A 22616-nucleotide genomic window follows, 5' to 3' on the forward strand; every position below is an offset into this window, starting at 1 on the left:
CCTTCCTCGGACGCCGCAGGACACGGCGCGGTCAGGTCGCGGTCCAGTCCCCCGCCAGCGCCTGGAGCACCGCAAGGCCCGCGACCGCCGCCGTCTCCGCCCGCAGGATGCGGGGGCCGAGGGCGACCGCGGTAACAAAGGCACGTCGCGTCGCGTCGTCAAGTTCGGCGCCCTCGAAACCACCCTCCGGGCCCACGAGCCAGCCGCAGGGCAGGCGCAGGCCCGACGCAACGCTCGCGACCGGAGCGGCGCCGCGGCGCTCGGCCGCGACCAGCAGCGGCGCTCCGTCCCATCCATCAAGCGCGCGATGCAACGGCATGGCGGGCCGCAGCGCGGGCACGGATAGCCTCTCGCACTGCTCGGCCGCGCCGCGCGCGATGGCCGAGAGGCGCTCGGTGTTCACCCGCTCGGCCACCGTGCGCCGCGTGAGGACGGGCTGGATGACCGAGACGCCGAGTTCGGTCGCCTTCTCCACCACCCAGTCGAGCGCATCACGCTTCAGCGCGGCGACCACGAGGCGCAGGTCGGGCTCGGGGCCGGGCGCGCGCAGCCGCGGCCCGAGCGCGAAGGCGCAGCGGTCCTTGCGCAGATGGGCGATGGTCGCGGCGAACTCGCCATCGCGCGCATTGAACACGCGCACGGCCTCCCCCACGCCGCGCCGCAGCACAGTGCCGAGGTGGTGCGCCTGCGCCGCCGTTCCGTGCCGTTCCGCGCCTTCGGCCAGCGCGTCGTCGAGGAAGAGTCGCGGGGTGGACATGGCGGGTCTCCATGCCCCTTATACGGCGCGTGAGCGGATACACCGACATCCGCGCCGGCGGCTGGGTGGCGCGCCTGCCCGAAGCCTGGCGCCCCTATGCGCTGCTGATGCGCCTCGACCGGCCGATCGGCTCCTGGCTGCTGGTGCTGCCGGGCTTCTGGGCCTTCGCCATGGCCGCACCCTCCTGGGGGCGTGGGCTGTGGCTCGCGGCGCTGTTCGGCCTCGGCGCCGTGCTGATGCGCGGCGCGGGCTGCGTGGTGAACGACCTGTGGGACCGCGACCTCGACCGCCAGGTCGAGCGCACGGCGGGGCGGCCGCTCGCCTCGGGCATGGTCACGCCGAAGCAGGCGCTGGCCTTCCTTCTGGTGCTGCTGGCCGTCTCCTTCCTCATCCTGATCCAGTTGCCCTGGGCGGCGATCCTGCTCGGCGTGCTCTCGCTGGTGCCGATCGTGCTCTATCCACTGGCCAAGCGCGTGACGGACTGGCCGCAGGCGGTGCTTGGGCTGGTGTTTTCCTGGGCCGCGCCGACCGGCTACGCGGCGGCGACGGGCGGGCTCGACGCGGCGGCCTTCGCCCTCTGGGCGGCGGGCTTCTTCTGGATCCTGGGCTACGACACGATCTACGCGCACCAGGACCGCGAGGACGATGCGCTGGTCGGCATCCGCTCCACCGCGCTCAAATTCGGCGAGCGCACGCGGCCCTTTCTCGCCGCCTGCTATGCCGTGACCCTCGCGCTGCTGCTGCTCGCTGGCGTGCTGGCCGGCCTGTCCTGGTGGTTCGCGCCGGCGCTGCTGCTGCCCGCGGCACTGCTCGCCCGCCAGGTCGTGCGGCTCGACATCCGCGACCCCGCACTGTGCCTGCGCCTGTTCAAGGCGAACCGCGATGTCGGCCTGGCCGTCGCGGCGGCGTTCCTGATCGGCCGGCTGTGACGGCCGAGGAGTTCGTCCGCGCCCACACCGCCGTCGGGCATGCGCCGCTGGTGCCCGAGATCGCGCTGCACCTCGCCAGCGAGATCACGCCCATCTGGCAGGCCACCGAGGCGTGGCTCGCGGAACGCAACATCGAGCCGCCCTTCTGGGCCTTCGCCTGGCCCGGCGGGCAGGCCACGGCGCGGTTGCTGCTCGATGAACCGGCGCGCGTCGCCGGCCGGCGCGTGCTCGATTTCGCGGCCGGCTGCGGCATCGCCGCCATCGCCGCCGCGCGTGCCGGCGCCGCGCTGGTCGAGGCCGCCGAGATCGACCCGCTGGCGCTCGCCGCCGTGCGGCTGAACGCCGCGCTGAACGGCGTGCGCGTGGAAACGCCGGAAGGCGACATCGTGGGCGCGCCCTGCCGCTGGGACGTCATCCTCGCCGGCGATGTCTGCTACGAGGCGCCGATGACGGCGCATATCCTGCCCTGGCTGCGCGCCATGGCAGCGTCCGGCGCCGAGGTGCTGCTCGCCGATCCGGGCCGCGCCTACCTCCCGCGCGAAGGGCTCGAGCCACTCGCGCGCCATGCCGTCCCGACCACGCTGGAACTCGAGGACCGCACGCTGCGCGAGGTGGTGCTCTATCGCCTCCTGCCCTAGCGCGTCGCCTGCTCGAGGAACCGCAGCAGCGCCGCCATGTCCTCCGGGTTCTCGACGCGCTGCACCGGCATCTTGGTCCCTGGCGTCACCACGTCCGGCCCGCGGGTGAAGAGGTCCGCCACCGTCTCGGGCGTCCAGACGATGTCCCCGCGCGCCAGCCGCTCGGAATAGGCATAGCCCGCGACGGAGCCCATGCGCCGGCCGAACAGCCCATGCAGGTGCGGCCCGGCCATGTTGCCCGCATCCGGCCGCAGCGCATGGCAGGCCGCGCAGGCGCGGAAGACCCGCGCGCCGTGCGGGTCGAGGCCGGCGGGCAGCGCCTCCTCCACCGCCTCGCCCACCGGGCCGATCGCTCGCCCGGCCAGCGTATCCCAGCGCCGCACGCGGCGATCCGCGCCGCCGGTCCACAGCGTTCGCCCATCCGCATCGAAGGCCACGGACCAGACGGGCGTGCCCGGACCCTGCAAGGTTTGCAGCAGGCGCCCCTCCGGCAGGCCGAGGATCGCGACACTGCCGCCCAGCCCTGCGGCCGCCAGCAGCGTGCCGCGCGCATTCGCCGCGAGCGCCACCACCGGCCGGCTGCCGGCATGGACCTCGCGCGCCTCGCCATTGGCGGAGAGCAGCCTCACCGTGCCATCCACCCCGCCCACCGCCAGCGCGCCATCCGGCAGGGCGGCGAGGGCGTTCTGCGGCAGGCCGAACTCCGCGATGACGTCCGGGACGCCATCGGCGCCCCAGGCCCGCACCGTGCCGTCGAAGCCCGCGCTCACCACCACGCCATCGGCGCGGAAGACCACCGCGTTGACGTTGCCGCGGTGCCCCCGCAGCACCCGCGCCGCACCGTCCGGCGACCAGAGTCGCACCGTCTCGTCCCAGGCCGCCGAGGCGATGGCGCCGCCGCGCGCGGCAAGCGCCGCGACCGGCCCCTCATGGCCTTCGAGCACGCGCGCGGGCGCGCGCCCCTCGGTCCCGCGCGGCCAGATGGCGATGCGCCCGTCCTCCCCGCCCGAGGCGACGGCGCCATCGGGCAGCGCCGCCAGCGCGTTCACCGCCCCCGCATGCCAGCGCGCCACCGCCCGCGCCCGCCCGGCGGCGAGATCCCAGAAGATCACCGACTGGTCGAAGCCCGCCGAGGCCAGCGCCCCGCCCTCGGGCGCGAGTGCCAGCGCGCGCACCGGCCCGCCATGCACTGCCGCCTGGTCCTGCGCCGCCGCCGGCGCGGCGAGCAGCGCAAGCAGGGCGATAAGGCGAAGGATCACACCACCACCCCGCCGCTCACATGGATCACTTGCCCGGTGACGTAGCCCGCGCCGGGCGAGGCGAGGAAGGCCACGGCCGCCGCCACGTCCTCCGGCCGGCCGAGCCGCCGCATCGGGATGCGCGCCGTGATGGCCTCCCACTGCGCCGGATCGAGCGCGGCATGCGCGCCGGGGTCCTTCTGCGTGTAGCCCGGCGCCACGGCGTTGACCGTCACCGCCGGCGCCCATTCCAGCGCCAGCGCCTTGACCAGCGCCTCGACTGCGGCCTTCGCCGCGGCCGAGGCCGGGAAGATGGTGGCGTCGTTGCGGAAGAGGTGCGCGACGAAGGAAGAGACGGCGATCAGCCGCGGATCGCGCCCCTCGCGCAGGATCGGCCCCGCCTCGCGCGCGAGGCGCAGGAAGGCGAGCGCGATCGCGTCATGGCTGCGCGCGAAGGCCGCATCCGTGAGCGAGGCGACCGGCGTGCGGTCCGCGAAGCCGGCATTGGAGACCACCACGTCGAGCCCGCCGAGCAGCCCCGCCGCCTCCTGCACCGCGCGCTCCGGCGCGCCGGGCTCGGCGAGGTCGCAGAAGATCTCGAAGGCCTCGCCGCCTTTCGCGCGCACCGCCTCGGCGGTCCGGGCCGCGCCTTCGCGGTTGCCGCGCGTATGCACGACGATCGCCGCATCCGGCCCGGCGAGTGCCCGGCAGCAGGCCGCGCCGATGCCGCTCGCCGCGCCGGTGACCAGCACCCTGCGTTCCGCCATCGCCCCTGTCCTCTCGGCTGACACGCCCATCATACCAGGGCGCCGATGGACAGCCACCAGGCGACGCCGCATCCTCCGCCGCGCCACCGCCCGGAGGAACCGTCGTGACGCTGACCGTGCTCGAGCCCGAGGGGCTCTATCCCGACACCTCGCTCGAGCAGCGGATCATGGGCCCTTCCGTCCGCATCCTGCAGGGGGCGTGCAAGGCCTCGCTCGCCGAGCTCCCCGACGCACTCTGCGAACAGGCCGACGCGCTGATGACGCTGCGCATGGCCGTGCCCGCCGAGCAGATCGCGCGCTTCCCGAAGCTGCGCGTCATCCTCCGCATGGGCGTCGGCTACGACCGCGTGGACCGCGCCGCGGCGGCCGCGCGCGGCATCAAGGTCTGCAACGTGCCCGATTACGGCACGCAGGAGGTCGCGGAATTCGCCGTGCTGATGGCGCTCGCGCTGCGCCGCGGCCTCACCCTCTACCACGACACCCAGCGCGACCCCTCCCCGGCGCGCTGGGGCGTGATGCCGCACCCCGCCGTGCGCCGGCAGGAGGTGCAGACCTTCGGCATCCTCGGCATGGGCCGCATCGGCACGGCGGCGGCGCTGCGCGCCAAGGCGTTCGGCTACCGCGTCGCCTTCTTCGACCCCGCGCTGCCGAACGGAGCCGACCGCGCCATCGGCGTGACGCGCTGCCGCACGCTCGACGAGCTGCTGGCGAAGTCGGACGTGCTCTCCATCCACTGCCCGCTCACGCGCAACACGCGCGGCCTGATCGGCGAGCGCGAGCTGCGCCTGCTGCCGCAGGACGCGGTGGTCATCAACACCGCGCGCGGGCCCATCCTCGACATCGAGGCGCTGGAGCGCGTGATGCGGGAAGGCCATGTCGCCGCGGCGGGGCTCGACGTGCTGCCGGTCGAACCCCCGGCCGAGCCCGTCCCCGCCCTGCTGCGCGCCTATCGCGACCGCGAGGAGTGGCTGAACGGGCGCCTCATCGTCACGCCGCACATCGCTTTCCACACGCCGCAAGCCTGGGACGACATCCGGCTGAAGAGCGCCGAGACGATGCGCGACGTGCTGGTGGAAGGGCTGAACACCAACGTCATTCCGCCCGATAGCGACTGATGGCCTTTGGAGGGGCCTTGCCCCTCCAAGCCACCCCACCAAAGGCCGAAAGGCCTTTGGGAACCGATACCGTGCATGGCGCTTGCCCGGATGGGGGCGGGGGATTTCGGCACGCGCGATGGAGGCAGGATGATCCGCAACCCCGAGACCCACGCCGCCCGCCTCGCCGCCGCCCGCGCCCTCGTGGACACCGTTCTGATCCCCGCCGAGGCGCGCATGGACGCCGAGGACCGCCTGCCCGACGAAGCCCGCGCGGCGCTGCGCGCCCACGGCCTCTTCGGCATTTCCATCCCCGAGACGCATGGCGGCCTCGGCCTGACGATGGAGGAGGAGGCGGAGCTGATGCTCGTGCTCGGCCGCGCCGCGCCCGGCTTCCGCGCCGTCTATGCGCTGAACTCCGGCGGCGCGGCGCAGATCCTGCTGCGCGCCGGCACCGAGGCGCAGAAGCGGCGCTGGCTGCCGTGGCTTGCGTCGGGGGAGCGGATCGCCTGCTTCTGCCTCTCCGAGCCCGGCGCCGGCTCGGATGCCGCCGCGCTGGCCACCACCGCCCGGCGCGACGGCGACGGCTGGGTGCTCGACGGGCACAAGCGATGGGTCACGAACGCGCCCGAAGCCGGCATGCTGATGGTCATGGCCCGCACCGGCGGCGAGGGCGCGCGCGGCATATCGGCCTTCGCGCTCGACCCCGCCACGCCCGGCGTCCATGTCCTGCCCGACCAGCCGAAGATGGGCATGCGCAGCGCCCGCGTCGCCGACATCCTGTTCGAGAAGGCGCGCATTCCCGCCGATGCGCTGGTCGGCGCCGAGGGCGAGGGGCTGAAGCTCGCGCTCGCCGGGCTCGACAAGGTGCGCCTGCACCTCGCCGCACTCTCCGCCGGGCTGATGGAGCGGCTGATCGAGGAGGGCCGCGCCCATGCGCTGCGCCGCACGCAGTTCGGCAGGCCGCTTGCGGAACAGCCCGCGATCATGGCGCTGCTCGCCGACAGCGCGGCCGAGGCGCTCGCCGCGCGCTGCATGGCCCTCGAACTCGCCCGCGCGCGGGATGAAGGCCGGCTCCGCCCGGCCGAGGCGGCGGCGGCCAAGCTCTTCGCCACCGAGGCGCTCGGCCGCGTCGCCGACCGCGTGCTGCAGGCCCATGGCGGGGAGGGCTACATGCAGGGCAGCGCGGTGGAGCGGCTCTATCGCGACGCGCGCGTGCTGCGCATCCTCGACGGCACCTCCGAGATCCAGCGCCTCGTCGTCGCGCGCGGGCTGCTCTCAGCCTGAAAGGCGCCGCCAGCGCAGCAGCATCAGCCCCGCGACGATGGCGAGGCCGACGCCGAGCCCGACCCAGATGCCCGGCGGCCCGAACCCTGCCGGATGGGCCAGCGCCAGCCCGACCGGCAGCCCCAGCACCCAGTAGCCCAGCGCCGCGAACAGCATCGGCACGCGCGTGTCCTTGAGCCCGCGCAGCGCGCCGGCGGCGACCACCTGGACGCCGTCCCCGAGCTGGAAGAAGCCGGCGATGACGAGCAGCGTCGCGCCCAGCGCCGCGACCTCCGCCGCCCGCGGATCCGTCGCGTCGAGGAAGGCCCAGGCGATGAACGGCGAGGCGAGCACCAGCGTCACCGCCATGCTCGCCATGAATGCGGCGCCGAGGGCCACCGCCGACCAGCCGGCCCGCGCCGCGCCGGCGCGGTCGCCGCCGCCGATCGCAAGCCCCACCCGCGCCGTCGCCGCCTGGCCGATCCCCATCGGCACCATGAAGGTCGCCGAGGCGGCCTGGATCGCGATCGCATGGGCGGCCACCGCCACCGCGCCGAACCAGCCCATCGCCAGCGCCGCCGCCGAGAAGACGCCGATCTCGAGCACCAGGACGCCGGAGATCGGCAGGCCCACGACGAAAACCTCGCGGATGCGCGGCCAGTCGGGCCGCCACAGCCGGCCGAGCAGCGCGAAGCGACGGAACACCCTGTCGCGCAGCACCACAAGCACCAGCGCGGCGAGCATCCCGCCATTGGCGATCGCGATGGAGAGCCCCGCCCCGAACACGCCGAGCCCGGCCGGGAAGATCAGCGCCCAGGCGAGCGGCACGTTCAGCGCGACCGCGCCGAAGGAGATCCACATCGCCGCCGCCGGCCGCTCCATCGCCGCGAGGAAGCCGCGCAGCACCACGAAGCCGCAGAAGGCGGGCATGCCGAACAGCGCGGCGCGGGTGTAGTCCTGCGCGAGCGCGGCGAGCGCCGGCTCCTGGCCCAGCGCGCGCAGCACCGCCGCCGCCTCCCACAGCAGGATCCAGGCCGGCAGCAGCGCGATCGCGGCCGCCCACAGCGCCGCCCGGCTCGCCCGCCGCATCGCGCGCACCCAGCCGCGCCCCGCCCCGCCGCCCAGCCGCCCGGCGCCGCGCGCCTGGGCCTGCAGCGGCGCTGCCGCCAGCGCCAGCCCGAAGCCCGGCGCCAGCAGGGCGAACTGCAGGCTGACGGCGAGCATCCCCGCCGCCAGTTCCCGCGTGCCCAGCCGGCCGAGCATCAGCGTCTCGGTCAGCGCGAGCGCGATCTGCGACAGGTTCGTCAGCACGATCGGGCCGGCGAGGGCCGCGGTCGCGCGGGCCTCGGCCGCCCAGCCCGGCCGTGCCGGCAGCGTTGTCCCGGCGTCCATCCGCCCCCGTCTAGGCCGGGACCGTGCGCGACGCCACCCGGCGCGCTATCTTCGGCGCCGAGACGCAACGAGGCCGCCATGAACCGACGCGCCCTGATCGCCGCCCCCATCGCCGCGCCGCTGCTCGCCGGCGCGGCCGCCGCCCAGACGCCGAGCCTGGTGACGGAGGAATACATGCTGCCCGCGGGCGACCCGGGCATCGAACTCTTCGTCCGCAACAAGCGCCCCGAATCGCTGACCGCCTTCGCGCCCTCGCGCACGCTGCTCTTCGTGCATGGCGCGACCTATCCGGCCCATACCGCCTTCGACCTGCCCCTCGGCGGGCTTTCCTGGATGGACTACATCGCCTCGCGCGGCTTCGACGTGTGGTGCATGGACATCCGCGGCTATGGCCGCAGCACCCGCCCGCCCGAGATGGCCCAGCCGCCCGAGGCCAATCCGCCGATCGTGCGCGGGGACACGGCGGTCGCCGACATCTCAGCGGTCGCCGCCTTCATCCGCGCCCACCGGGGCCTGCCGCGCATCGTCCACATGGGCTGGTCCTGGGGGGCGACGCTGATGGGCCGCTTCGCCGCGGACAACCCGGCCGCGGTCGAGCGCCTGGTTTTGTTCGCACCGCCCTGGCTGCGCGAGGGCGCGAGCCCCGCCGCGGCCGGCGCGGGCGCGACGCTCGGCGCCTGGCGCGCCGTGACGCAGGCCCAGGCGCGCGAGCGCTGGCTGAACGGCGTGCCGGAGGCCAAGCGCGCCGGCCTGATCCCGCCCGGCTGGTTCGAGCACTGGGCCGGCGTGACCTGGGCGACCGACCCCGAGGGGCTGCGCCGCAACCCGCCCGTGCTGCGCGCCCCGAACGGCGTGCTGCTCGACAGCCGCGAATACGCCCAGGCCGGCCGGCCCTATTGGGATCCGGCGAAGGTCACCGCGCCGACGCTGCTCGTCGTCGCGGAATGGGACCGCGACACGCCGCCCTCCATGGCCGCGGCGATCTTCCCGCTGCTGACGAACAGCCCCGGCAAGCGGCTCGTCATGCTCGGGGAGGGCACGCACACCATCCTGATGGAACGCAACCGCGGCCTGCTGTTCCAGACCGTGCAGGGCTTCCTCGAGGAGGCCGCCGCGGCCTGACGCGGTTCATCGCGGCGGGTGGCGTGGTCGCGCTGCCGTGATCCGTCGCCGCAGTGGCGGTGCAGGGCGGCCGCCACCCTGTCCGTGGCCCGCATCCTCATTCATCGCGGCACGCCCGCATCGGCGGCGATTCTCCGCGCCGCCATCCTGGACGCGGCGGTGGTCCGAAACCTCGGGCCCGGCCGCTCCACCAGCCCCGCGCGCGGGCATGGGCGCCGATTGACAGCCCCCGCGGCGCCCGCCCAGGCTTTGCCCGACAACGGTGCCGAGGGGAAACGCGATGGCTGCTGAAGACCAGACGAAACGGCCATTCAAGCTGCGCAGCCAGCGCTGGTTCGACGACCCGACCGACCCGGGCATGACCTCGCTCTACATCGAGCGCATGCTCAATTTCGGCATGACGCGCGGGGAGCTGCAGTCCGGCCGCCCGATCATCGGCATCGCCCAGACCGGATCCGACATCGCCCCCTGCAACCGCCACCACATCGCGCTGGCCGAGCGCGTGAAGGCGGGCATCCGCGACGCCGGCGGCGTGCCGCTCGAGTTCCCGATCCACCCGATCCAGGAGACGCTGAAGCGCCCCACCGCCTCGCTGGACCGCAACCTGCAATACCTCTCGCTGGTCGAGATCCTGCACGGCTACCCGATGGACGGGGTGGTGCTGACACTCGGCTGCGACAAGACGACGCCCGCGCAGCTCATGGCCGCGGCGACGGTGAACATCCCCGCGATCGGCCTCTCGGGGGGGCCGATGCTGGACGGCTACTGGAAGGGGCGGCTCGCGGGCTCCGGCACCATCGTGTGGGAAGCGCGCAAGATGCTCGCCGCCGGGGAGATCGACAACGACACCTTCATCGAGATGGTGGCCGCGAGCGCGACGAGCGTCGGCCATTGCTCGACCATGGGCACGGCGCTTTCGATGAACTCGCTGGCCGAGGCGGTGGGCATGTCGCTGACCGGCTGCGCCGCCATCCCCGGCCCCTATCGCCAGCGCGGGCAGATCGCCTACGAGACCGGCAAGCGCATCGTGCGCATGGTGGAGGAGAGGCTCCGCCCCTCCGACATCATGACGAAGAAGGCCTTCGAGAACGCGGTGGCGGTGGCCTCGGCGATAGGCGCTTCCTCCAACTGCCCGATCCACATGGTCGCCATCGCCCGCCACATGGGCGTGGACCACACGGTCGAGGACTGGCAGCGCGTCGGCGCCGACATCCCGCTGCTGGTGGATTGCCAGCCCGCCGGCCGGTTCCTCGGCGAGGCCTTCTATCGTGCCGGCGGCGTGCCGGCGGTGATGAAACAACTGCTCGACGCCGGCCTGCTGCATGGCGACGTGATGACGGTCACCGGCCGCACGCTCGCCGAGAACGTCGCCAACATCCCCGACCCGGACCCGGAGGTCATCCGCCCGCTGTCGAAGCCGATGAAGGAGCGCGCGGGCTTCGTCGTGCTCTCGGGCAACCTGTTCGACAACGCGGTGATGAAGATCAGCGTGATCGACAAGGCCTTCCGCGAGCGCTTTCTCTCCGACCCGCCCGACGTGTTCGAGGGCAAGGTCGCGGTCTTCGAAGGCCCCGAGGACTACCACGCGCGCATCGAGGACCCCGCCCTCGGCATCGACGAGAAGACGGTCCTGGTGATCCGCAACTGCGGCCCCGTGGGCTATCCGGGTGCTGCGGAGGTGGTGAACATGCAGCCGCCCGCCGCGCTGATCAAACGCGGGATCACCGCGCTGCCCACCATGGGCGACGGGCGGCAGTCGGGCACCTCGGGCTCGCCCTCGATCCTCAACGTCTCGCCGGAAGCCGCGGTCGGCGGCGGCCTCGCGCTGCTCAAGGACGGCGACCCGATCCGCATCGACCTCAAGGCGCGCAAGGTGGACGTGCTGATCCCCGCCGAGGAACTGGCCGCCCGCCGCGCCGCCTGGAAGGCGCCCGAGATCGTGAACAAGACGCCGTGGGAGGAGATCTACCGCTCCATGGTCGGCAGCCTCGGCACCGGCGGCTGCCTCGAACCCGCCACCCTTTTCCTCAACATCCTGGAGACGCGCGGCGAAAGCCGGCACAACCACTGACATGAGCGGACGTCTTTCCGGCAAGCGCTGCTTCGTCACCGCCGCGGGCCAGGGCATCGGCCGTGCGGCCGCCCTCGCCATGGCGGCGGAAGGGGCGACCGTGATCGCCACCGACAAGGACGCGCACAAGGTCGGCGACCTCGGCGCGCGCGGCATCACGCATGTGCCGCTCGACGTGCTCGACGATGCGGCGGTGGAGCGCGTCGCGCGGGAAGCCGGGCCGATCGACGTGCTGTTCAACTGCGCGGGCTTCGTCCACCAGAACAACGTGCTGACCTGCACCGACGAGGAATGGGACTTCGGCTTCGCGCTGAACGTGCGCGCCATGTGGAAGGTGGCGCGCGCCTTCATCCCCGGGATGCTCGAACGCAAGGCGGGCTCGATCATCAACATGTCGAGCGCCTGTTCCTCGGTGAAGGGCGCGCCCAACCGCTTCCTCTACGGCACCACCAAGGCGGCGGTAGTGGGGATGACGAAATCCATCGCCACCGACTACGTGACGCAGGGCATTCGCTGCAACTGCCTCTGCCCCGGAACGGTGGACACGCCGTCCCTGCATGAGCGCATCGCGGCCAATGCCGCCGCGGCGGGCTCGGTGGAGGCGGCGCGCGCGGCCTTCGTCGCGCGGCAGGCCATGGGCCGGCTCGCCACGCCGGAGGAAATGGCAGCGCTCGTCGTCTATCTCGCGGCCGACGAGAGCGCCTTCGTCACCGGCCAGGCCATCGTCATAGACGGCGGCTGGACGTTGTGACCATGATCCGGAACGACAGGAAGGAGGCATCACATGGGCTTTGAACTCGCGGTCCCCCTCCTCGCCATGATGGGCGCGGTGGTGCTTGCCGGCATGGTGGACGAGGCGGCGATGCCGGCCTTCATGACGCTGGGCAGCCTCTGCATGCTGGTCGCGCTCCTGATCTGGAACGGCACCATCCAGATGCCGCCGCAGCAGGCCATCGCCCTCGGCTTCGTCGCCGCCGGCTTCGCGCTGTTCGGCCATGTCCGTGGCGCGCCGCGCCGCGTCTGATCCGGCGCGGGGGCGGCCCTTCCGGCCGCCGCCTTCCCCTGGCATGGTGTCGGTCCCGAAGAATCAGGCAGGACCACACCCATGAAGCTGCTGCGCTACGGACCCGCCGGGCAGGAGAAGCCCGGCCTTCTGGATTCCGACGGCGGCATCCGCGACCTTTCGGGCGTCATCCCCGACCTGACGGGCGATGCACTCTCCCCGGCCTCCCTCGCACGGCTCGCGGCCCTCGACCCGGCCTCGCTGCCCAGGGTCGAGGGCAATCCGCGCCTCGGCCCGCCGGTGACGGGCATGAAGAACCTCGTCTGCATCGGGCTGAACTACGCCGACCACGCGGCCGAGACTGGCGCGCCCATCCCCAAGGAACCGATCGTCTTCCTCAAGTCGCTGAACGCGCTGAGCGGCCCGAACGACGACGTCATCATCCCGCGCGGCAGCGTGAAGACGGACTGGGAGGTGGAGCTCGCGGTCATCATCGGCACCCGCGCGAAATACGTGAGCGAGGAGAACGCTCTCGACCACGTGGCCGGCTATGCCGTCGGCAACGACGTGAGCGAGCGCGAATGGCAGGCCGAGCGCGGCGGCGCCTGGGACAAGGGCAAGGGCTTCGACACCTTCGGCCCGCTCGGCCCCTGGCTGGTCACGAAGGACGAGATCCCGGACCCGCAGAACCTCTCGATGTTCTGCGATGTGGACGGCGTGCGCCAGCAGGACGGCTCGACGCGCACCATGATCTTCGGCGTCAAGCAGATCATCGCCTATGTCAGCCAGTGCATCACGCTGAACCCGGGCGACGTGATCTTCACCGGCACGCCGCCCGGCGTGGGGCTCGGCAAGAAGCCGACGCCGGTCTTCCTCAAGCCGGGGCAGGTGATGCGCCTCGGCATCCAGGGGCTGGGCGAGCAGCAGCAGCGGCTCGTTGCCTCGGCATGATGCGCGCGGCAGCCCTCGCCCTGGTCCTGCTCGCGCCCGGCCTCGCCGCGGCGCAGCAGCAGCGCCAGCAGCAGCCGCGGCAGGACGACCTCGCCCAGCAGGTTGATCGCAACATGCGCACCTGCATGGGCAATTCGCAGGACACGGCGCTCGCCGCCCGCTGCATGGAGGGGCAGCGCGCAGCGGTGGCGCCGCGGCTTGAGCGCGCGGTGGAACGGCTGCTCGCGACGCAGCAGGACCCGGCCCGGCGCGCGGCGCTGGCCGATGTGCAGGCGGCCTGGGTGACCTATCGCGACAAGCGGTGCGACTTCGCCGGCACCAACCCGGAACGCGGCGCCGACGCCGCCGCCGACCGCGCCGCCTGCTACCTGCAGTTCGACCTCGGCCGCGTCATGGAGATCGAGCGCCTGCTTGAACCGCCGCCGCCACCCCGCCAGCAGCAGCAGCGCCGGTGACGGAAGGGCCGACACTTCTCATCTTCGACTTCCCCGCCCGCCCGCCCGGCGGGCCGGAGCAGGTTGCCGCATTGCGCGCCCTGGCCAAGGACATCGCCGCCGAACCCGGCCTGCTGTGGAAGATCTGGACGGAATCGGCGGAGGAGAAGCGCGCCGGAGGCGTCTACCTCTTCCGATCCCGCGCCGCGGCCGAGGCGTATCACGCCAGGCACGCCGCCCGCCTCGCGAAGGCCGGCATCACCGAAATCGAGGCGACCTATCGCGACGTGAACGAGACGCTGAGCCGGGTGACCCGCGCCCCGCTCGGATAGCTCACACCAGCGGGCGAATGGTTTGACCTTTCGCCCGCTGGTATGGCGCGCGGGGCTTGTGGGGGCGGCCGCGCGCGAAGGCAAATCCTGCAGCCTTGCGGACCAAGGTCGATCCTGTGTGCGCAGGGCATCAAAGCGGTTCGAGCCGTTCGCAGCGCAGCGCCTCGATGATGTCCTGCCGATCCGACCGGCAGGCCAGGAAGTTGGGGCCGCGGAAGTCCTCGTCCTGCGGCATGTAGGGCCCAAAGGTCACGCCCTCGGGGAAGATCTTGCCCAGGACGAAGCCCCGTTCCTCGAAGAAGCGGTGGAAATCCCCGAGCAGGAAGCGCGTCTGGAGGTTCGCAGGCCCGTATTCGAACTGGACCATGGTGATCATCCCGCGCGCGAAGCAGCCTGCGAAGCCCTCGAGAACGCGCGGCTCCGCGCCTTCGACGTCGATCTTCAGCAGATCGATGCGGGCGAGCCCATGCTTCGCGACATAGGCATCACCCGTCGTCACCTTCACGGTCTTCTCGACACGGCCCTCCGCGCCCGCATCCAGCATGGTGGTCGCGGTGTTCTCCTCGGGCCGCACAAAGATGCGGACCTCGCCCTCCACATCGGCCAGCCCGATCGGATTCAGGATGAGTCCCGGCGCATCCTTCAGGCGCTCGGCGAACAGCGCGGCGGTATCGGGGTCTATCTCGAAGGCGTGCAGCGCGGCATCGGGCATGGCCTCGCGCACCGCGAGGCACCAGTCCCCGGCATTCGCGCCCACATCGAACAGCACCGCGGGCGCGAAGCGCGCGAGCCGCCGCAGCAAGGCGGCTTCGCCATTGAGGGCGACGTCATACTGGCGGTTCTTCCAGGCGGAGAGCGCCTCCTCGAAAAAGCCGGCCAGGATGCGCGCATCCTCGGCGTAGCGGTCCTGCATGATCCGGCGGGCGAGCCAGCTCCGTTCGCCCCTGGACAGCCGCGCCAGCGCACGCGCCAGCATCTGGATGCTGGCATGGGTCGCACCGCCGGCGGCCCTGGAGACGAGCGACATTCAGGCAACTCCGTTCATGGCTGTGTGTTGACTCCGCGGCGGGCTCCAGGCTGCGATCATGCGGCGAAGGCGCAGCCGACCGCCTGCCCGGCAGCACCCGTCACATCGTCGCCCCGAGCACCCAGGGCGCGAATTCCTGCGCGCCGAAGCCCATCGCCTCGCTCTTCGTCCTCTCGCCCGAGGCCACGCGCAGCATCAGGTCGAAGATGCGCTGTCCGCATTCCTCCACGCTCTCCCCGCCGCTGACGATCTCCCCGCAATTGATGTCCATGTCCTCGGAAAGGCGCTCATACATCGGCGTGTTCGTCGCGAGCTTGATGGACGGCGCCGGCTTCATCCCGAACACCGAGCCGCGCCCCGTCGTGAAGCAGACGAGGTTCGCCCCGCCCGCCACCTGGCCCGTCGCGCCCACCGGGTCGTAGCCCGGCGTGTCCATGAAGACGAAGCCCTTGGCGGTGACCGGCTCGGCATAGCGATAGACCTCGACCAGGTTGGTCGTCCCGGCCTTGGCCATGGCGCCGAGCGACTTCTCCAGGATGGTCGTCAGCCCGCCCGCCTTGTTGCCGGGGGAGGGGTTGGCGTTCATCTCTGCCCCCTCGCGGGCGGTGTAGTCCTCCCACCACTTCATCACGTCCACGAGCTTCTGCCCGACCTCGCGCGAGACGGCGCGGCGCGTCAGCAGGTGTTCCGCGCCATAGGTCTCGGGGGATTCGGAGAGGATCACCGTGCCGCCATGCCGCACCACGAGGTCGCTCGCCGCGCCCAGCGCCGGGTTCGCCGTGATGCCCGAATACCCGTCAGAGCCACCGCATTGCAGCGCGACGCAGAGTTCGCTGGCCGGCACAGGCACGCGCGTGACGGCGTTCGATTCCGCCAGCACCTCCTTCACGAAGTCCATGCCCTTCAGCACGGTCGCGCGCGAGCCGCCGCTGTCCTGGATGTCCATGCTGCGCAGCCGGCCGGTCAGCTTCTGCTCCTCGAGCATCGGGCCGAGCTGGTTCACCTCGCAGCCGAGGCCGATGGCGATGACGTGGGAGAAGTTCGCATGCCGCGCGAAGCCCGCGAGCGTGCGGCGCAGCACGCGCAGTGGCTCATCCATCGTCATGCCGCAGCCGGTCTTGTGCGTCAGCGCCACCACCCCGTCCACATTCGGCCAGGCTGCCAGCGGATCATGGCCGGTGATCGGGTTGCGCTCGAACTGCCGGGCAATGAGTTCGGCCACATGCGCCGAACAGTTCACGGAAGTGATGATGCCGATGTAGTTGCGCGTCGCCGCGCGCCCGTCGGCGCGGCGAATGCCCATGAAAGTCGCCGGCGCAGCGACGTAGTCCGTAGGCTTTGCATCCGCGCCCCAGGCGTAGTCGCGGGCGAAATCCCCCATCTCGCAATTGTGGGTGTGAACCCAGGCACCCGGCTCGATCGCATCCGTCGCGAAGCCGATGATCTGGCCGTAGCGGCGGATCGGCTCGCCCTTCGCATGGGGGCGGACTGCCACCTTGTGGCCGGCCGGGATGCGTCGCTCGCCCACGCTGATGCCGGGGGCCACCTCGGTGCCCGGCGGCAGCACCGTGCGGGCGATCACCACCCCGTCGTCGGGGTGCAGGCGGATCACCGGCGGCAGGGTGGTCGTCGTCATCGCGCAATCCTCCATCGCTCGCCGCCATCCTAGCCGAGCGGCCGGGCCGCGCATCCCCGCCCTTGCGCGGCGGCGCGAAGCGGTGCATCCAAGGCGAGGACACCTTGGGGAGCCCCGTCGGGGGCTGAGAGGCGGGCTTCACCCGCGACCCATGGAACCTGATCCGGTTCGGACCGGCGAAGGGAACGGTGCCACCCGTTCGTCCGCGCGTTCCCTCCCCGCTCGCGGGGCGACGCGCGGCCGCGACCGGGCCTCCGCTCCCCATCCCGGCCATGGAGGGGACGATGCTCAACCGCCGCTCGCTGCTCGCCGCCGCCGCCGCCCTGCCCTTGGCGCGCGCCGCCCATGCCCAGCCCGCCCGCTCGCGCGTGCTGCGCTTCATGCCGCAGGCCGCCCTCGCCTCGCTCGACCCGGTGTTCAGCCCGAGCACCATCATCACCACCCATGCCTATTGCGTGTTCGACACGCTCTACGGCGCCGACCGCGCGCTGCGCCCGCGACCGCAGATGGCCGAGGGCCACGCGATCGAGGATGACGGCCGCACGGTGCGCATCCGCCTGCGCGACGGCTTGCGCTGGCACGACGGGGAGCCGGTGCGCGCGGCCGATTGCGTCGCCTCGATCAAGCGCTGGGGCAGCCGCGACGCCTTCGGCCAGGTGCTGATGCGTGCCACCGCCGAGCTCGCCGCCGAGGACGACCGCACCATCCGCTTCCGCCTGCACCGGCCCTTCCCCGCGCTCTTCGACGCGCTCGCCAAGCCTGGCGCCTCGCCCTGCTTCATGATGCCCGAGCGCATCGCGAACCTGCCCGCCGACCGCCCGCTCGGCGTGGAGCACATGGTCGGTTCCGGCCCCTGGCGCTTTGTCGGCGCCGAATACGTGCAGGGCAGCCGCAGCGTCTATCTGCGCAACGAGGCCTATGTCCCGCGCGAGGAACCGGCCGAGGCGGCCGCGGGCGGCAAGCGCGTGCATTTCGACCGTCTGGAACTGATCTGGATCCCCGATGGCGGCACGGCGGCGGCCGCGCTGCGCACCGGAGAGATCGACTGGATCGAATACCCGCTGCCCGACCTCGTGCCGCTGCTCGAGCGCGACCGCAACACGCGCACGCAGATCTACGACCCGAACGGCTTCCTCGGCTTCCTGCGCTTCAACCACCTCCATCCGCCCTTCAGCGATGTGCGGGTGCGCCGCGCCATCCGCGACGTGATCGTGCAGTCCGATTTCATGTCGGCTGTGGCGCTCGAGGGCGACTGGCAGGAATGCCACGCCATGTTCCCCTGCGGCCTGCCCGGCGTGATCGAGTTCCCCCCCGCCCCGCGCGGCGCGGCGGCGATGGAGCGCGCCCGCGCCGCGCTGCGCGAGGCCGGGTACAACGGCGAGCCGATCGTGCACATCAACCCCTCCGACTTCCCGGCCGTGACGCAGCAGGGGCGGCTGACGGTGGAGCTGATGCGCCGGCTCGGGGTGAACATCCAGCCGGTGGAGAGCGACTGGGCCTCCATCCTCGCCCGCCGCAACAACCGCACCCCGCCGACGCAGGGAGGCTGGAACCTGCACAACACCAACGGCCCGGCCGCGACCATCGCCAACCCGGCCGTCTCCTTCGTCATCCGCATGAACGGGGAGCGCGCCTGGCCCGGCTGGCCGACCGACGCAGCGGTGGAGGAACAGGTCGAGGCCTGGATCATGGCCGCCGACGCCGAGGCCCAGGCGCGGGCCATGCGCCGGCTGCAGGAACTCGCCTGGGATGCCGTGCCCTTCGCGCCGACCGGCCTGTTCCGCCTGCGCACCGCCTTCCGGCGGGAGATCACTGGCGTGCTGCAGGGGCCGAACCCCTTCGTGTGGAACCTCCGCCGCGGGTAGCGCGGGCGGCCGGCGTGTCAGGCGCTCTCCGCGTCGAAGGGCCGGACGGGCAGGCGGCGGATCGCGGCCGCCGCACGCAGCGCGCCCTCCGCCCGCGCGGCGCCGATGGCGCCCTTCTCCTCGCCCGCCGTCATCGCGACGATGCGCGCCGCATCCACCGACGCCGCGTGCATCTCCTCCTGGCCGCGGCGCCAGGCGCGCTCCAGCGCCGCGCGCATGGCCGGCTCGTTCAGCACCCGCCGGGCACAGGCTCCAGCCGGATGAGCTGCCCGGCGACGACGAACTCCCTGAAATCCATCATCAGCTCGTCCGCCACGCCGTTCTCCCAGTAGCGCAGCGAGACCTCGTAGGACGGCGTGGTCGCGCCGCCGCCCTGCTGCTGGGCCTCGCGGTCGAAGAAGGCGATGCGCATCCGCGCCGAGCCGAGCGGGGAGAGCGCGGGGAACCCTGCCACCTCGCGCGGCGCGTCCCAGGGCGAGAAGACCGAAGTGGTGTCCTGCGCCCCTTCAGCGGAGGTGCCGTCGAAGAGGGGCGCGACCAGCAGCCGCCGCCCCTCTCGCACCGCGTTCAGCGCGAGGATGGTGTGCATGTTGGGCAGCAGCGTGCCGGGCGGCAGGCGTTCCTCCTTCGCCTCGGGCTCGGTGTAGCGGGCGATGCCGCTGCCGTCGGGGCCGATCTCCGCCTCGCCCGCGATGCGCTGGGTCACGGCGCCCTGGGTCATCTGCGTCAGGGTGAAGCGCAGCCGGCGGCCGTCCTTCGTCTCCCAGGTCGCGTAGTCCGAGGCTGTCTCCATCTCGGTCCCGTCGCCGTCGGTGAGCGTGAGGGAGAAGCGCTGGCGCGTCGCCCAGCCGTCGCAGGCATCCACGATCTCGTAGAGCATCGCGCCCTCGGCGCGGGCGATGTTCGCCGTCTCCCGCACGCGGGCCAGGGAGAGCCGGTAGGCGGCCCGGTGCGGGGCGAGGTGCCGCGCCTCGATCGGCTGACCCTGCGGCACGGAGGCCGCCGGCGCGGCGGCCGGGGCCTGGGCGCGGGCGGCGTGGCCCGCGGCGAGGCCCGCGAGAAGGACGGCAATCAGCAGGCGCAACCGCATCGCGGGCTCCAGATCCGGGGACGAGCCGAATTTAGGGTGCCTTGGGCGCCGGCGCACCCTTGGGCGGCGGCAGATCGAGGCGGATATGCAGTTCCTTGAGCCTCTCGGGCGGCACGCGCGCCGGGGCCTGCATCATCAGATCCTCGCCCTGCTGGTTGAGGGGGAAGAGGATCACCTCGCGGATGTTCGGCTCGTCGGCCAGAAGCATCACGATGCGGTCGATGCCCGGGGCCGAGCCGCCATGCGGCGGCGCGCCGTAGCGGAAGGCGTTGAGCATGCCGCCGAAGCGGTCCTCGACATCCTGCGCCGTGTAGCCCGCGATCTCGAAGGCGCGGATCATGATGTCCGGGCGGTGGTTGCGGATCGCGCCGCTGGAGAGTTCCACCCCGTTGCACACGATGTCGTACTGGAACGCCTTGATGTCCAAGGGGTTCATCGTGTTCAGCGCCTCGAGCCCGCCCTGCGGCATGCTGAACGGGTTATGGCTGAAGTCGATCTGCCCGGTTTCCTCGTTCAGCTCGTACATCGGGAAATCGACGATCCAGCAGAAGCGGAACTCGTCGGTCGCGATGAGGTCGAGTTCCTCGCCAAGCCGCGTGCGGACCTTGCCGGCGAATTTCGGCGCCTCGTCCTTCTTGCCGGCGGCGAAGAAGACGGCATCGCCCGCGTTCAGCCCGCAGGCGGCGCGGATCGCCTCCACGCGGTCGGCCTCGAGGTTCTTCGCGATCGGCCCCTTCGGCCCGTCGGCGGCGAACTGGATGTAGCCGAGCCCGCCCGCGCCCTCGGCGCGCGCCCATTCGTTCAGCTTGTCGAAGAAGCCGCGCGGCTTGTCGGCCGCGCCCGGCGCGGGGATGGCGCGGACCACGCCGCCCGCGGCCGCGATCTTCGCGAACAGCCCGAAGCCCGAGCCGGCGAAGTGCTCGGTGACATCCGCGATCTTCAGCGGGTTGCGCAGGTCCGGCTTGTCCGAGCCATAGACGAGCATGGCCTCGTCATAGGGAATGCGCGGGAAGGGCGCGCCGAACACCTTCCGCCCGTTGGCGAACTCCTCGAAGACGCCCGCGATCACCGGCTCGATGGCGGCGAAGACGTCCTCCTGCGTGACGAAGCTCATCTCGAAGTCGAGCTGGTAGAACTCGCCGGGCGAGCGGTCGGCGCGGGAGGCCTCGTCGCGGAAGCAGGGCGCGATCTGGAAGTAGCGGTCGAAGCCCGCGACCATGCAGAGCTGCTTGAACTGCTGCGGCGCCTGCGGCAGCGCGTAGAACTTGCCCGGATGCAGGCGGGAGGGCACGAGGAAGTCGCGCGCGCCCTCGGGGGAGGAGGCCGTCAGGATCGGCGTCTGGAACTCGGTGAAGCCCTGCTCGATCATGCGACGGCGGATCGAGGCGATCACGTTCGCGCGCAGCATGATGTTGCGGTGCTGGCGTTCGCGCCGCAGGTCGAGGAAGCGGTAGCGCAGGCGCAGATCCTCGGGGAATTCCTGCTCGCCCGCGACCTGGATGGGCAGCATCTCGGCGGCGGACTGCACCACCACCTCGCGCACGCGCAGCTCGATCTCGCCGGTGGGCAGTTTCGGGTTCACCGTGCCGGGCTCGCGCAGCACCACCTCGCCGGTCACGGTGATGACGCTCTCGGGCCGCACCTCCTCGAGCGTGGCAAGCATGGGCGAGCCGGCGGCGACCACGCATTGCGTCATGCCGTAATGGTCGCGCAGGTCCACGAAGAGCAGCCCGCCATGGTCGCGCTTGCGGTGCACCCAGCCGGAAAGGCGGACGGTCTTGCCGGCGTCGGCGGCGCGCAGCGCGGCGCAGGTATGGGTGCGGTAGGCGTGCATGGCGGATGACCGTGATCGTCGGTGAAGGAAGGCGGCGCAGAGGGACCGAGAGGGGCCGGGCTGTCAAGCAGGCCCGCCCCCGCCATGCTTGCCGCCCACCGAAGCCCGGTCTCCCAAGGCCCTGCGGCCCTTGGCGGGCGGAGGTTCCGGGGGAGGGCGGCGCCATCCCCCGTGCCGTCTCAGGCGCTGGCCGCGTCGAGCGCCGCCATCTCCTCCGCCCCCAGCGCGACATCCGCCGCCCTGGCCAGTTCCGCCAGTTGTTCCGGGCTGGTCGCGGACGCGATCGGCGCCGTGATCCCCGGCCGGGCGATCTGCCAGGCCAGCGCGATCGCCGCCGGCCCCACCCCGTGGCGCCTGGCTGCGGCGTCGAGGGCGGCCAGCACCCGCTCCCCCTTCGGCCCCATGTGCTTCGCCACGCTGCGCGGCCCGCGCACCGATTTCCCGAGATCCGCCTCCGAGCGGTACTTGCCCGTCAGGAAGCCCGAGGCCAGGGCCGAATAGGTGATGACCCCGACGCCCTCGGCCCGGCAGAGTGGCAGCAGATCGGCCTCGATGCCGCGGTCCATCAGGTTGTAGACGGGCTGGTGGCTCTCGAAGCGCGGCAGGCCCTGCGCGGCGGAAAGGTCGAGCGCCGCCTTCAGCCGCGCCGCCGTGTAGTTGGAGGAACCGATCGCGCGCACCTTGCCGGCCTCGATCAGCCGGGCGAATGCGCCGAGGGTCTCGGCGAGCGGAACGCTCTCGTCGTCCTTGTGCGCCTGGTAGAGGTCTATGCGCTCGATGCCGAGACGGCGGAGCGAGGCCTCGCAGGCCGTCGCGATCCAGGCGGGGGAGAGGCCCTTGCCCTGCCCCGGCATCTCCATGCCGCACTTGGTCAGGATCAGCACCTTCTCCCGCGCCCCGGGCCGGGCCTTGAGCCATTCGCCGATGATGGTTTCCGATTCGCCGCCCGAATGGCCGGGCGCCCAGGCCGAATAGACATCGGCCGTGTCGATCGCGACGAGGCCGCGTTCGAGGCAGGCATCGAGCAGGCGGAAGGACATCGCCCGGTCCGCCGTCCAGCCGAAGACATTGCCGCCGAACACCACCGGCGGGACCGAAAGCCCCGACCGCCCCAGGGCGCGCATCTGCATGAGCCATCCTCCTGTGCTTCGCGTCCAGCATGCGCCCCGG

Annotated in this window: 22 protein-coding genes and 1 riboswitch; of the genes, 12 read left to right on the top strand and 10 right to left on the bottom strand. The window is 72.4% G+C overall.

Going from position 1 to position 22616, the window contains the following annotated elements; all coding sequences use genetic code 11:
• Positions 1–31: 31 nt before the first annotated feature.
• Complete coding sequence (locus FHS88_RS06815; protein ID WP_184482798.1) at positions 32–757, bottom strand: 16S rRNA (uracil(1498)-N(3))-methyltransferase; 726 nt, start codon at positions 755–757, stop codon at positions 32–34.
• A gap of 29 nt (positions 758–786) precedes the next feature.
• Between FHS88_RS06815 and ubiA the strand changes: the two genes are divergently transcribed.
• Both ubiA and FHS88_RS06825 read left to right on the top strand, forming a co-directional pair.
• Positions 787–1686: a 4-hydroxybenzoate octaprenyltransferase gene (gene ubiA, locus FHS88_RS06820; RefSeq protein WP_408902345.1), complete on the top strand. Its 900-nt coding sequence runs from the start codon at positions 787–789 to the stop codon at positions 1684–1686.
• On the top strand, positions 1683–2324 hold the full coding sequence (locus tag FHS88_RS06825) for a 50S ribosomal protein L11 methyltransferase (RefSeq protein WP_184482805.1): 642 nt from the start codon (positions 1683–1685) through the stop codon (positions 2322–2324). The genes ubiA and FHS88_RS06825 overlap by 4 nt, the downstream gene beginning before the upstream one ends.
• Here the strand turns inward: FHS88_RS06825 and FHS88_RS06830 are convergent.
• A complete protein-coding gene (locus tag FHS88_RS06830) occupies positions 2321–3583 on the bottom strand; it encodes a c-type cytochrome (protein WP_184482808.1) in 1263 nt (420 codons plus the stop codon). The genes FHS88_RS06825 and FHS88_RS06830 overlap by 4 nt on opposite strands.
• A complete protein-coding gene (locus FHS88_RS06835; protein ID WP_184482811.1) occupies positions 3580–4329 on the bottom strand; it encodes an SDR family NAD(P)-dependent oxidoreductase in 750 nt (249 codons plus the stop codon). Before FHS88_RS06835 ends, FHS88_RS06830 begins: the two co-directional genes overlap by 4 nt.
• 104 nt (positions 4330–4433) lie before the next feature.
• On the opposite strand from FHS88_RS06835, the gene FHS88_RS06840 reads away from it, so the two are divergent.
• Both FHS88_RS06840 and FHS88_RS06845 read left to right on the top strand, forming a co-directional pair.
• Positions 4434–5444 carry a C-terminal binding protein gene (locus tag FHS88_RS06840; RefSeq protein ID WP_338146453.1) on the top strand — a complete coding sequence of 337 codons (1011 nt, stop codon included), beginning with the start codon at positions 4434–4436 and terminating at the stop codon, positions 5442–5444.
• 75 nt (positions 5445–5519) lie between these two features.
• Positions 5520–6710, top strand: coding sequence for an acyl-CoA dehydrogenase family protein (locus FHS88_RS06845; protein ID WP_211842825.1), 1191 nt, complete (start codon positions 5520–5522; stop codon positions 6708–6710).
• On the opposite strand, the gene FHS88_RS06850 is transcribed toward FHS88_RS06845, so the two are convergent.
• A complete protein-coding gene (locus tag FHS88_RS06850) occupies positions 6702–8081 on the bottom strand; it encodes an MATE family efflux transporter (RefSeq protein WP_184482813.1) in 1380 nt (459 codons plus the stop codon). The genes FHS88_RS06845 and FHS88_RS06850 overlap by 9 nt on opposite strands.
• A 78-nt stretch (positions 8082–8159) precedes the next feature.
• Here FHS88_RS06850 and FHS88_RS06855 point away from each other — a divergent pair, with 78 nt between their 5' ends.
• From FHS88_RS06855 to FHS88_RS06885, 7 genes are all read left to right on the top strand, one after another.
• Positions 8160–9203 carry an alpha/beta hydrolase gene (locus FHS88_RS06855; RefSeq protein WP_184482816.1) on the top strand — a complete coding sequence of 348 codons (1044 nt, stop codon included), beginning with the start codon at positions 8160–8162 and terminating at the stop codon, positions 9201–9203.
• A gap of 280 nt (positions 9204–9483) precedes the next feature.
• Entirely contained in the window at positions 9484–11274 is a 1791-nt protein-coding gene (locus FHS88_RS06860) for an IlvD/Edd family dehydratase (RefSeq protein WP_184482819.1), read from the top strand.
• Position 11275: 1 nt separating this feature from the next.
• Positions 11276–12025, top strand: coding sequence for an SDR family oxidoreductase (locus FHS88_RS06865; protein ID WP_184482822.1), 750 nt, complete (start codon positions 11276–11278; stop codon positions 12023–12025).
• 33 nt (positions 12026–12058) lie between these two features.
• Positions 12059–12298: a hypothetical protein gene (locus FHS88_RS06870; RefSeq protein ID WP_184482824.1), complete on the top strand. Its 240-nt coding sequence runs from the start codon at positions 12059–12061 to the stop codon at positions 12296–12298.
• 81 nt (positions 12299–12379) lie between these two features.
• Positions 12380–13228, top strand: a complete 849-nt coding sequence (locus FHS88_RS06875; protein WP_184482827.1) for a fumarylacetoacetate hydrolase family protein — start codon at positions 12380–12382, stop codon at positions 13226–13228.
• Complete coding sequence (locus FHS88_RS06880; RefSeq protein ID WP_184482830.1) at positions 13228–13683, top strand: lysozyme inhibitor LprI family protein; 456 nt, start codon at positions 13228–13230, stop codon at positions 13681–13683. Before FHS88_RS06875 ends, FHS88_RS06880 begins: the two co-directional genes overlap by 1 nt.
• Positions 13680–13994, top strand: coding sequence for a monooxygenase (locus FHS88_RS06885; protein ID WP_184482833.1), 315 nt, complete (start codon positions 13680–13682; stop codon positions 13992–13994). Before FHS88_RS06880 ends, FHS88_RS06885 begins: the two co-directional genes overlap by 4 nt.
• Positions 13995–14124: 130 nt before the next feature.
• Here FHS88_RS06885 and FHS88_RS06890 read toward each other — a convergent pair whose 3' ends face one another.
• Positions 14125–15021, bottom strand: coding sequence for an FkbM family methyltransferase (locus FHS88_RS06890; protein ID WP_184482836.1), 897 nt, complete (start codon positions 15019–15021; stop codon positions 14125–14127).
• A gap of 100 nt (positions 15022–15121) precedes the next feature.
• Complete coding sequence (locus FHS88_RS06895; RefSeq protein ID WP_184482839.1) at positions 15122–16657, bottom strand: UxaA family hydrolase; 1536 nt, start codon at positions 16655–16657, stop codon at positions 15122–15124.
• Positions 16658–16752: 95 nt separating this feature from the next.
• Positions 16753–16860, top strand: a riboswitch (TPP riboswitch).
• 81 nt (positions 16861–16941) lie between these two features.
• Here FHS88_RS06895 and FHS88_RS06900 point away from each other — a divergent pair.
• A complete protein-coding gene (locus tag FHS88_RS06900) occupies positions 16942–18522 on the top strand; it encodes an ABC transporter substrate-binding protein (RefSeq protein ID WP_184482842.1) in 1581 nt (526 codons plus the stop codon).
• 17 nt (positions 18523–18539) lie between these two features.
• On the opposite strand, the gene FHS88_RS06905 is transcribed toward FHS88_RS06900, so the two are convergent.
• The 4 genes from FHS88_RS06905 to FHS88_RS06920 form a co-directional block, all read right to left on the bottom strand.
• Positions 18540–18740 carry a hypothetical protein gene (locus tag FHS88_RS06905; protein WP_184482845.1) on the bottom strand — a complete coding sequence of 67 codons (201 nt, stop codon included), beginning with the start codon at positions 18738–18740 and terminating at the stop codon, positions 18540–18542.
• 11 nt (positions 18741–18751) lie between these two features.
• Positions 18752–19612 (bottom strand): EipB family protein, encoded by an 861-nt coding sequence (locus FHS88_RS06910; protein ID WP_184482848.1) that lies wholly within the window; start codon positions 19610–19612, stop codon positions 18752–18754.
• A gap of 31 nt (positions 19613–19643) precedes the next feature.
• Positions 19644–21446: an aspartate--tRNA ligase gene (gene aspS / locus FHS88_RS06915; protein ID WP_184482851.1), complete on the bottom strand. Its 1803-nt coding sequence runs from the start codon at positions 21444–21446 to the stop codon at positions 19644–19646.
• A gap of 179 nt (positions 21447–21625) precedes the next feature.
• Positions 21626–22576: an aldo/keto reductase gene (locus FHS88_RS06920; RefSeq protein WP_184482854.1), complete on the bottom strand. Its 951-nt coding sequence runs from the start codon at positions 22574–22576 to the stop codon at positions 21626–21628.
• Positions 22577–22616: the final 40 nt, after the last annotated feature.

This window comes from Neoroseomonas alkaliterrae, assembly GCF_014199195.1.
Taxonomy (GTDB): Bacteria; Pseudomonadota; Alphaproteobacteria; order Acetobacterales; family Acetobacteraceae; genus Neoroseomonas; species Neoroseomonas alkaliterrae.

Excerpts from the sequence above, each read along its gene's own strand:
- FHS88_RS06890 (WP_184482836.1), bottom strand. The coding sequence starts at position 15,021 with ATGTCGCTCGTCTCCAGGGCCGCCGGCGGTGCGACCCATGCCAGCATC.
- FHS88_RS06815 (WP_184482798.1), bottom strand. The coding sequence starts at position 757 with ATGTCCACCCCGCGACTCTTCCTCGACGACGCGCTGGCCGAAGGCGCG.
- FHS88_RS06920 (WP_184482854.1), bottom strand. The coding sequence starts at position 22,576 with ATGCAGATGCGCGCCCTGGGGCGGTCGGGGCTTTCGGTCCCGCCGGTG.
- FHS88_RS06865 (WP_184482822.1), top strand. The coding sequence starts at position 11,276 with ATGAGCGGACGTCTTTCCGGCAAGCGCTGCTTCGTCACCGCCGCGGGC.
- FHS88_RS06855 (WP_184482816.1), top strand. The coding sequence starts at position 8,160 with ATGAACCGACGCGCCCTGATCGCCGCCCCCATCGCCGCGCCGCTGCTC.
- FHS88_RS06900 (WP_184482842.1), top strand. The coding sequence starts at position 16,942 with ATGCTCAACCGCCGCTCGCTGCTCGCCGCCGCCGCCGCCCTGCCCTTG.
- FHS88_RS06835 (WP_184482811.1), bottom strand. The coding sequence starts at position 4,329 with ATGGCGGAACGCAGGGTGCTGGTCACCGGCGCGGCGAGCGGCATCGGC.
- FHS88_RS06860 (WP_184482819.1), top strand. The coding sequence starts at position 9,484 with ATGGCTGCTGAAGACCAGACGAAACGGCCATTCAAGCTGCGCAGCCAG.
- aspS (WP_184482851.1), bottom strand. The coding sequence starts at position 21,446 with ATGCACGCCTACCGCACCCATACCTGCGCCGCGCTGCGCGCCGCCGAC.
- FHS88_RS06880 (WP_184482830.1), top strand. The coding sequence starts at position 13,228 with ATGCGCGCGGCAGCCCTCGCCCTGGTCCTGCTCGCGCCCGGCCTCGCC.
- FHS88_RS06845 (WP_211842825.1), top strand. The coding sequence starts at position 5,520 with ATGGCGCTTGCCCGGATGGGGGCGGGGGATTTCGGCACGCGCGATGGA.
- FHS88_RS06870 (WP_184482824.1), top strand. The coding sequence starts at position 12,059 with ATGGGCTTTGAACTCGCGGTCCCCCTCCTCGCCATGATGGGCGCGGTG.
- FHS88_RS06905 (WP_184482845.1), bottom strand. The coding sequence starts at position 18,740 with ATGCGCGCGGCGCTGGAGCGCGCCTGGCGCCGCGGCCAGGAGGAGATG.
- FHS88_RS06910 (WP_184482848.1), bottom strand. The coding sequence starts at position 19,612 with ATGCGGTTGCGCCTGCTGATTGCCGTCCTTCTCGCGGGCCTCGCCGCG.
- FHS88_RS06895 (WP_184482839.1), bottom strand. The coding sequence starts at position 16,657 with ATGACGACGACCACCCTGCCGCCGGTGATCCGCCTGCACCCCGACGAC.
- FHS88_RS06850 (WP_184482813.1), bottom strand. The coding sequence starts at position 8,081 with ATGGACGCCGGGACAACGCTGCCGGCACGGCCGGGCTGGGCGGCCGAG.
- FHS88_RS06875 (WP_184482827.1), top strand. The coding sequence starts at position 12,380 with ATGAAGCTGCTGCGCTACGGACCCGCCGGGCAGGAGAAGCCCGGCCTT.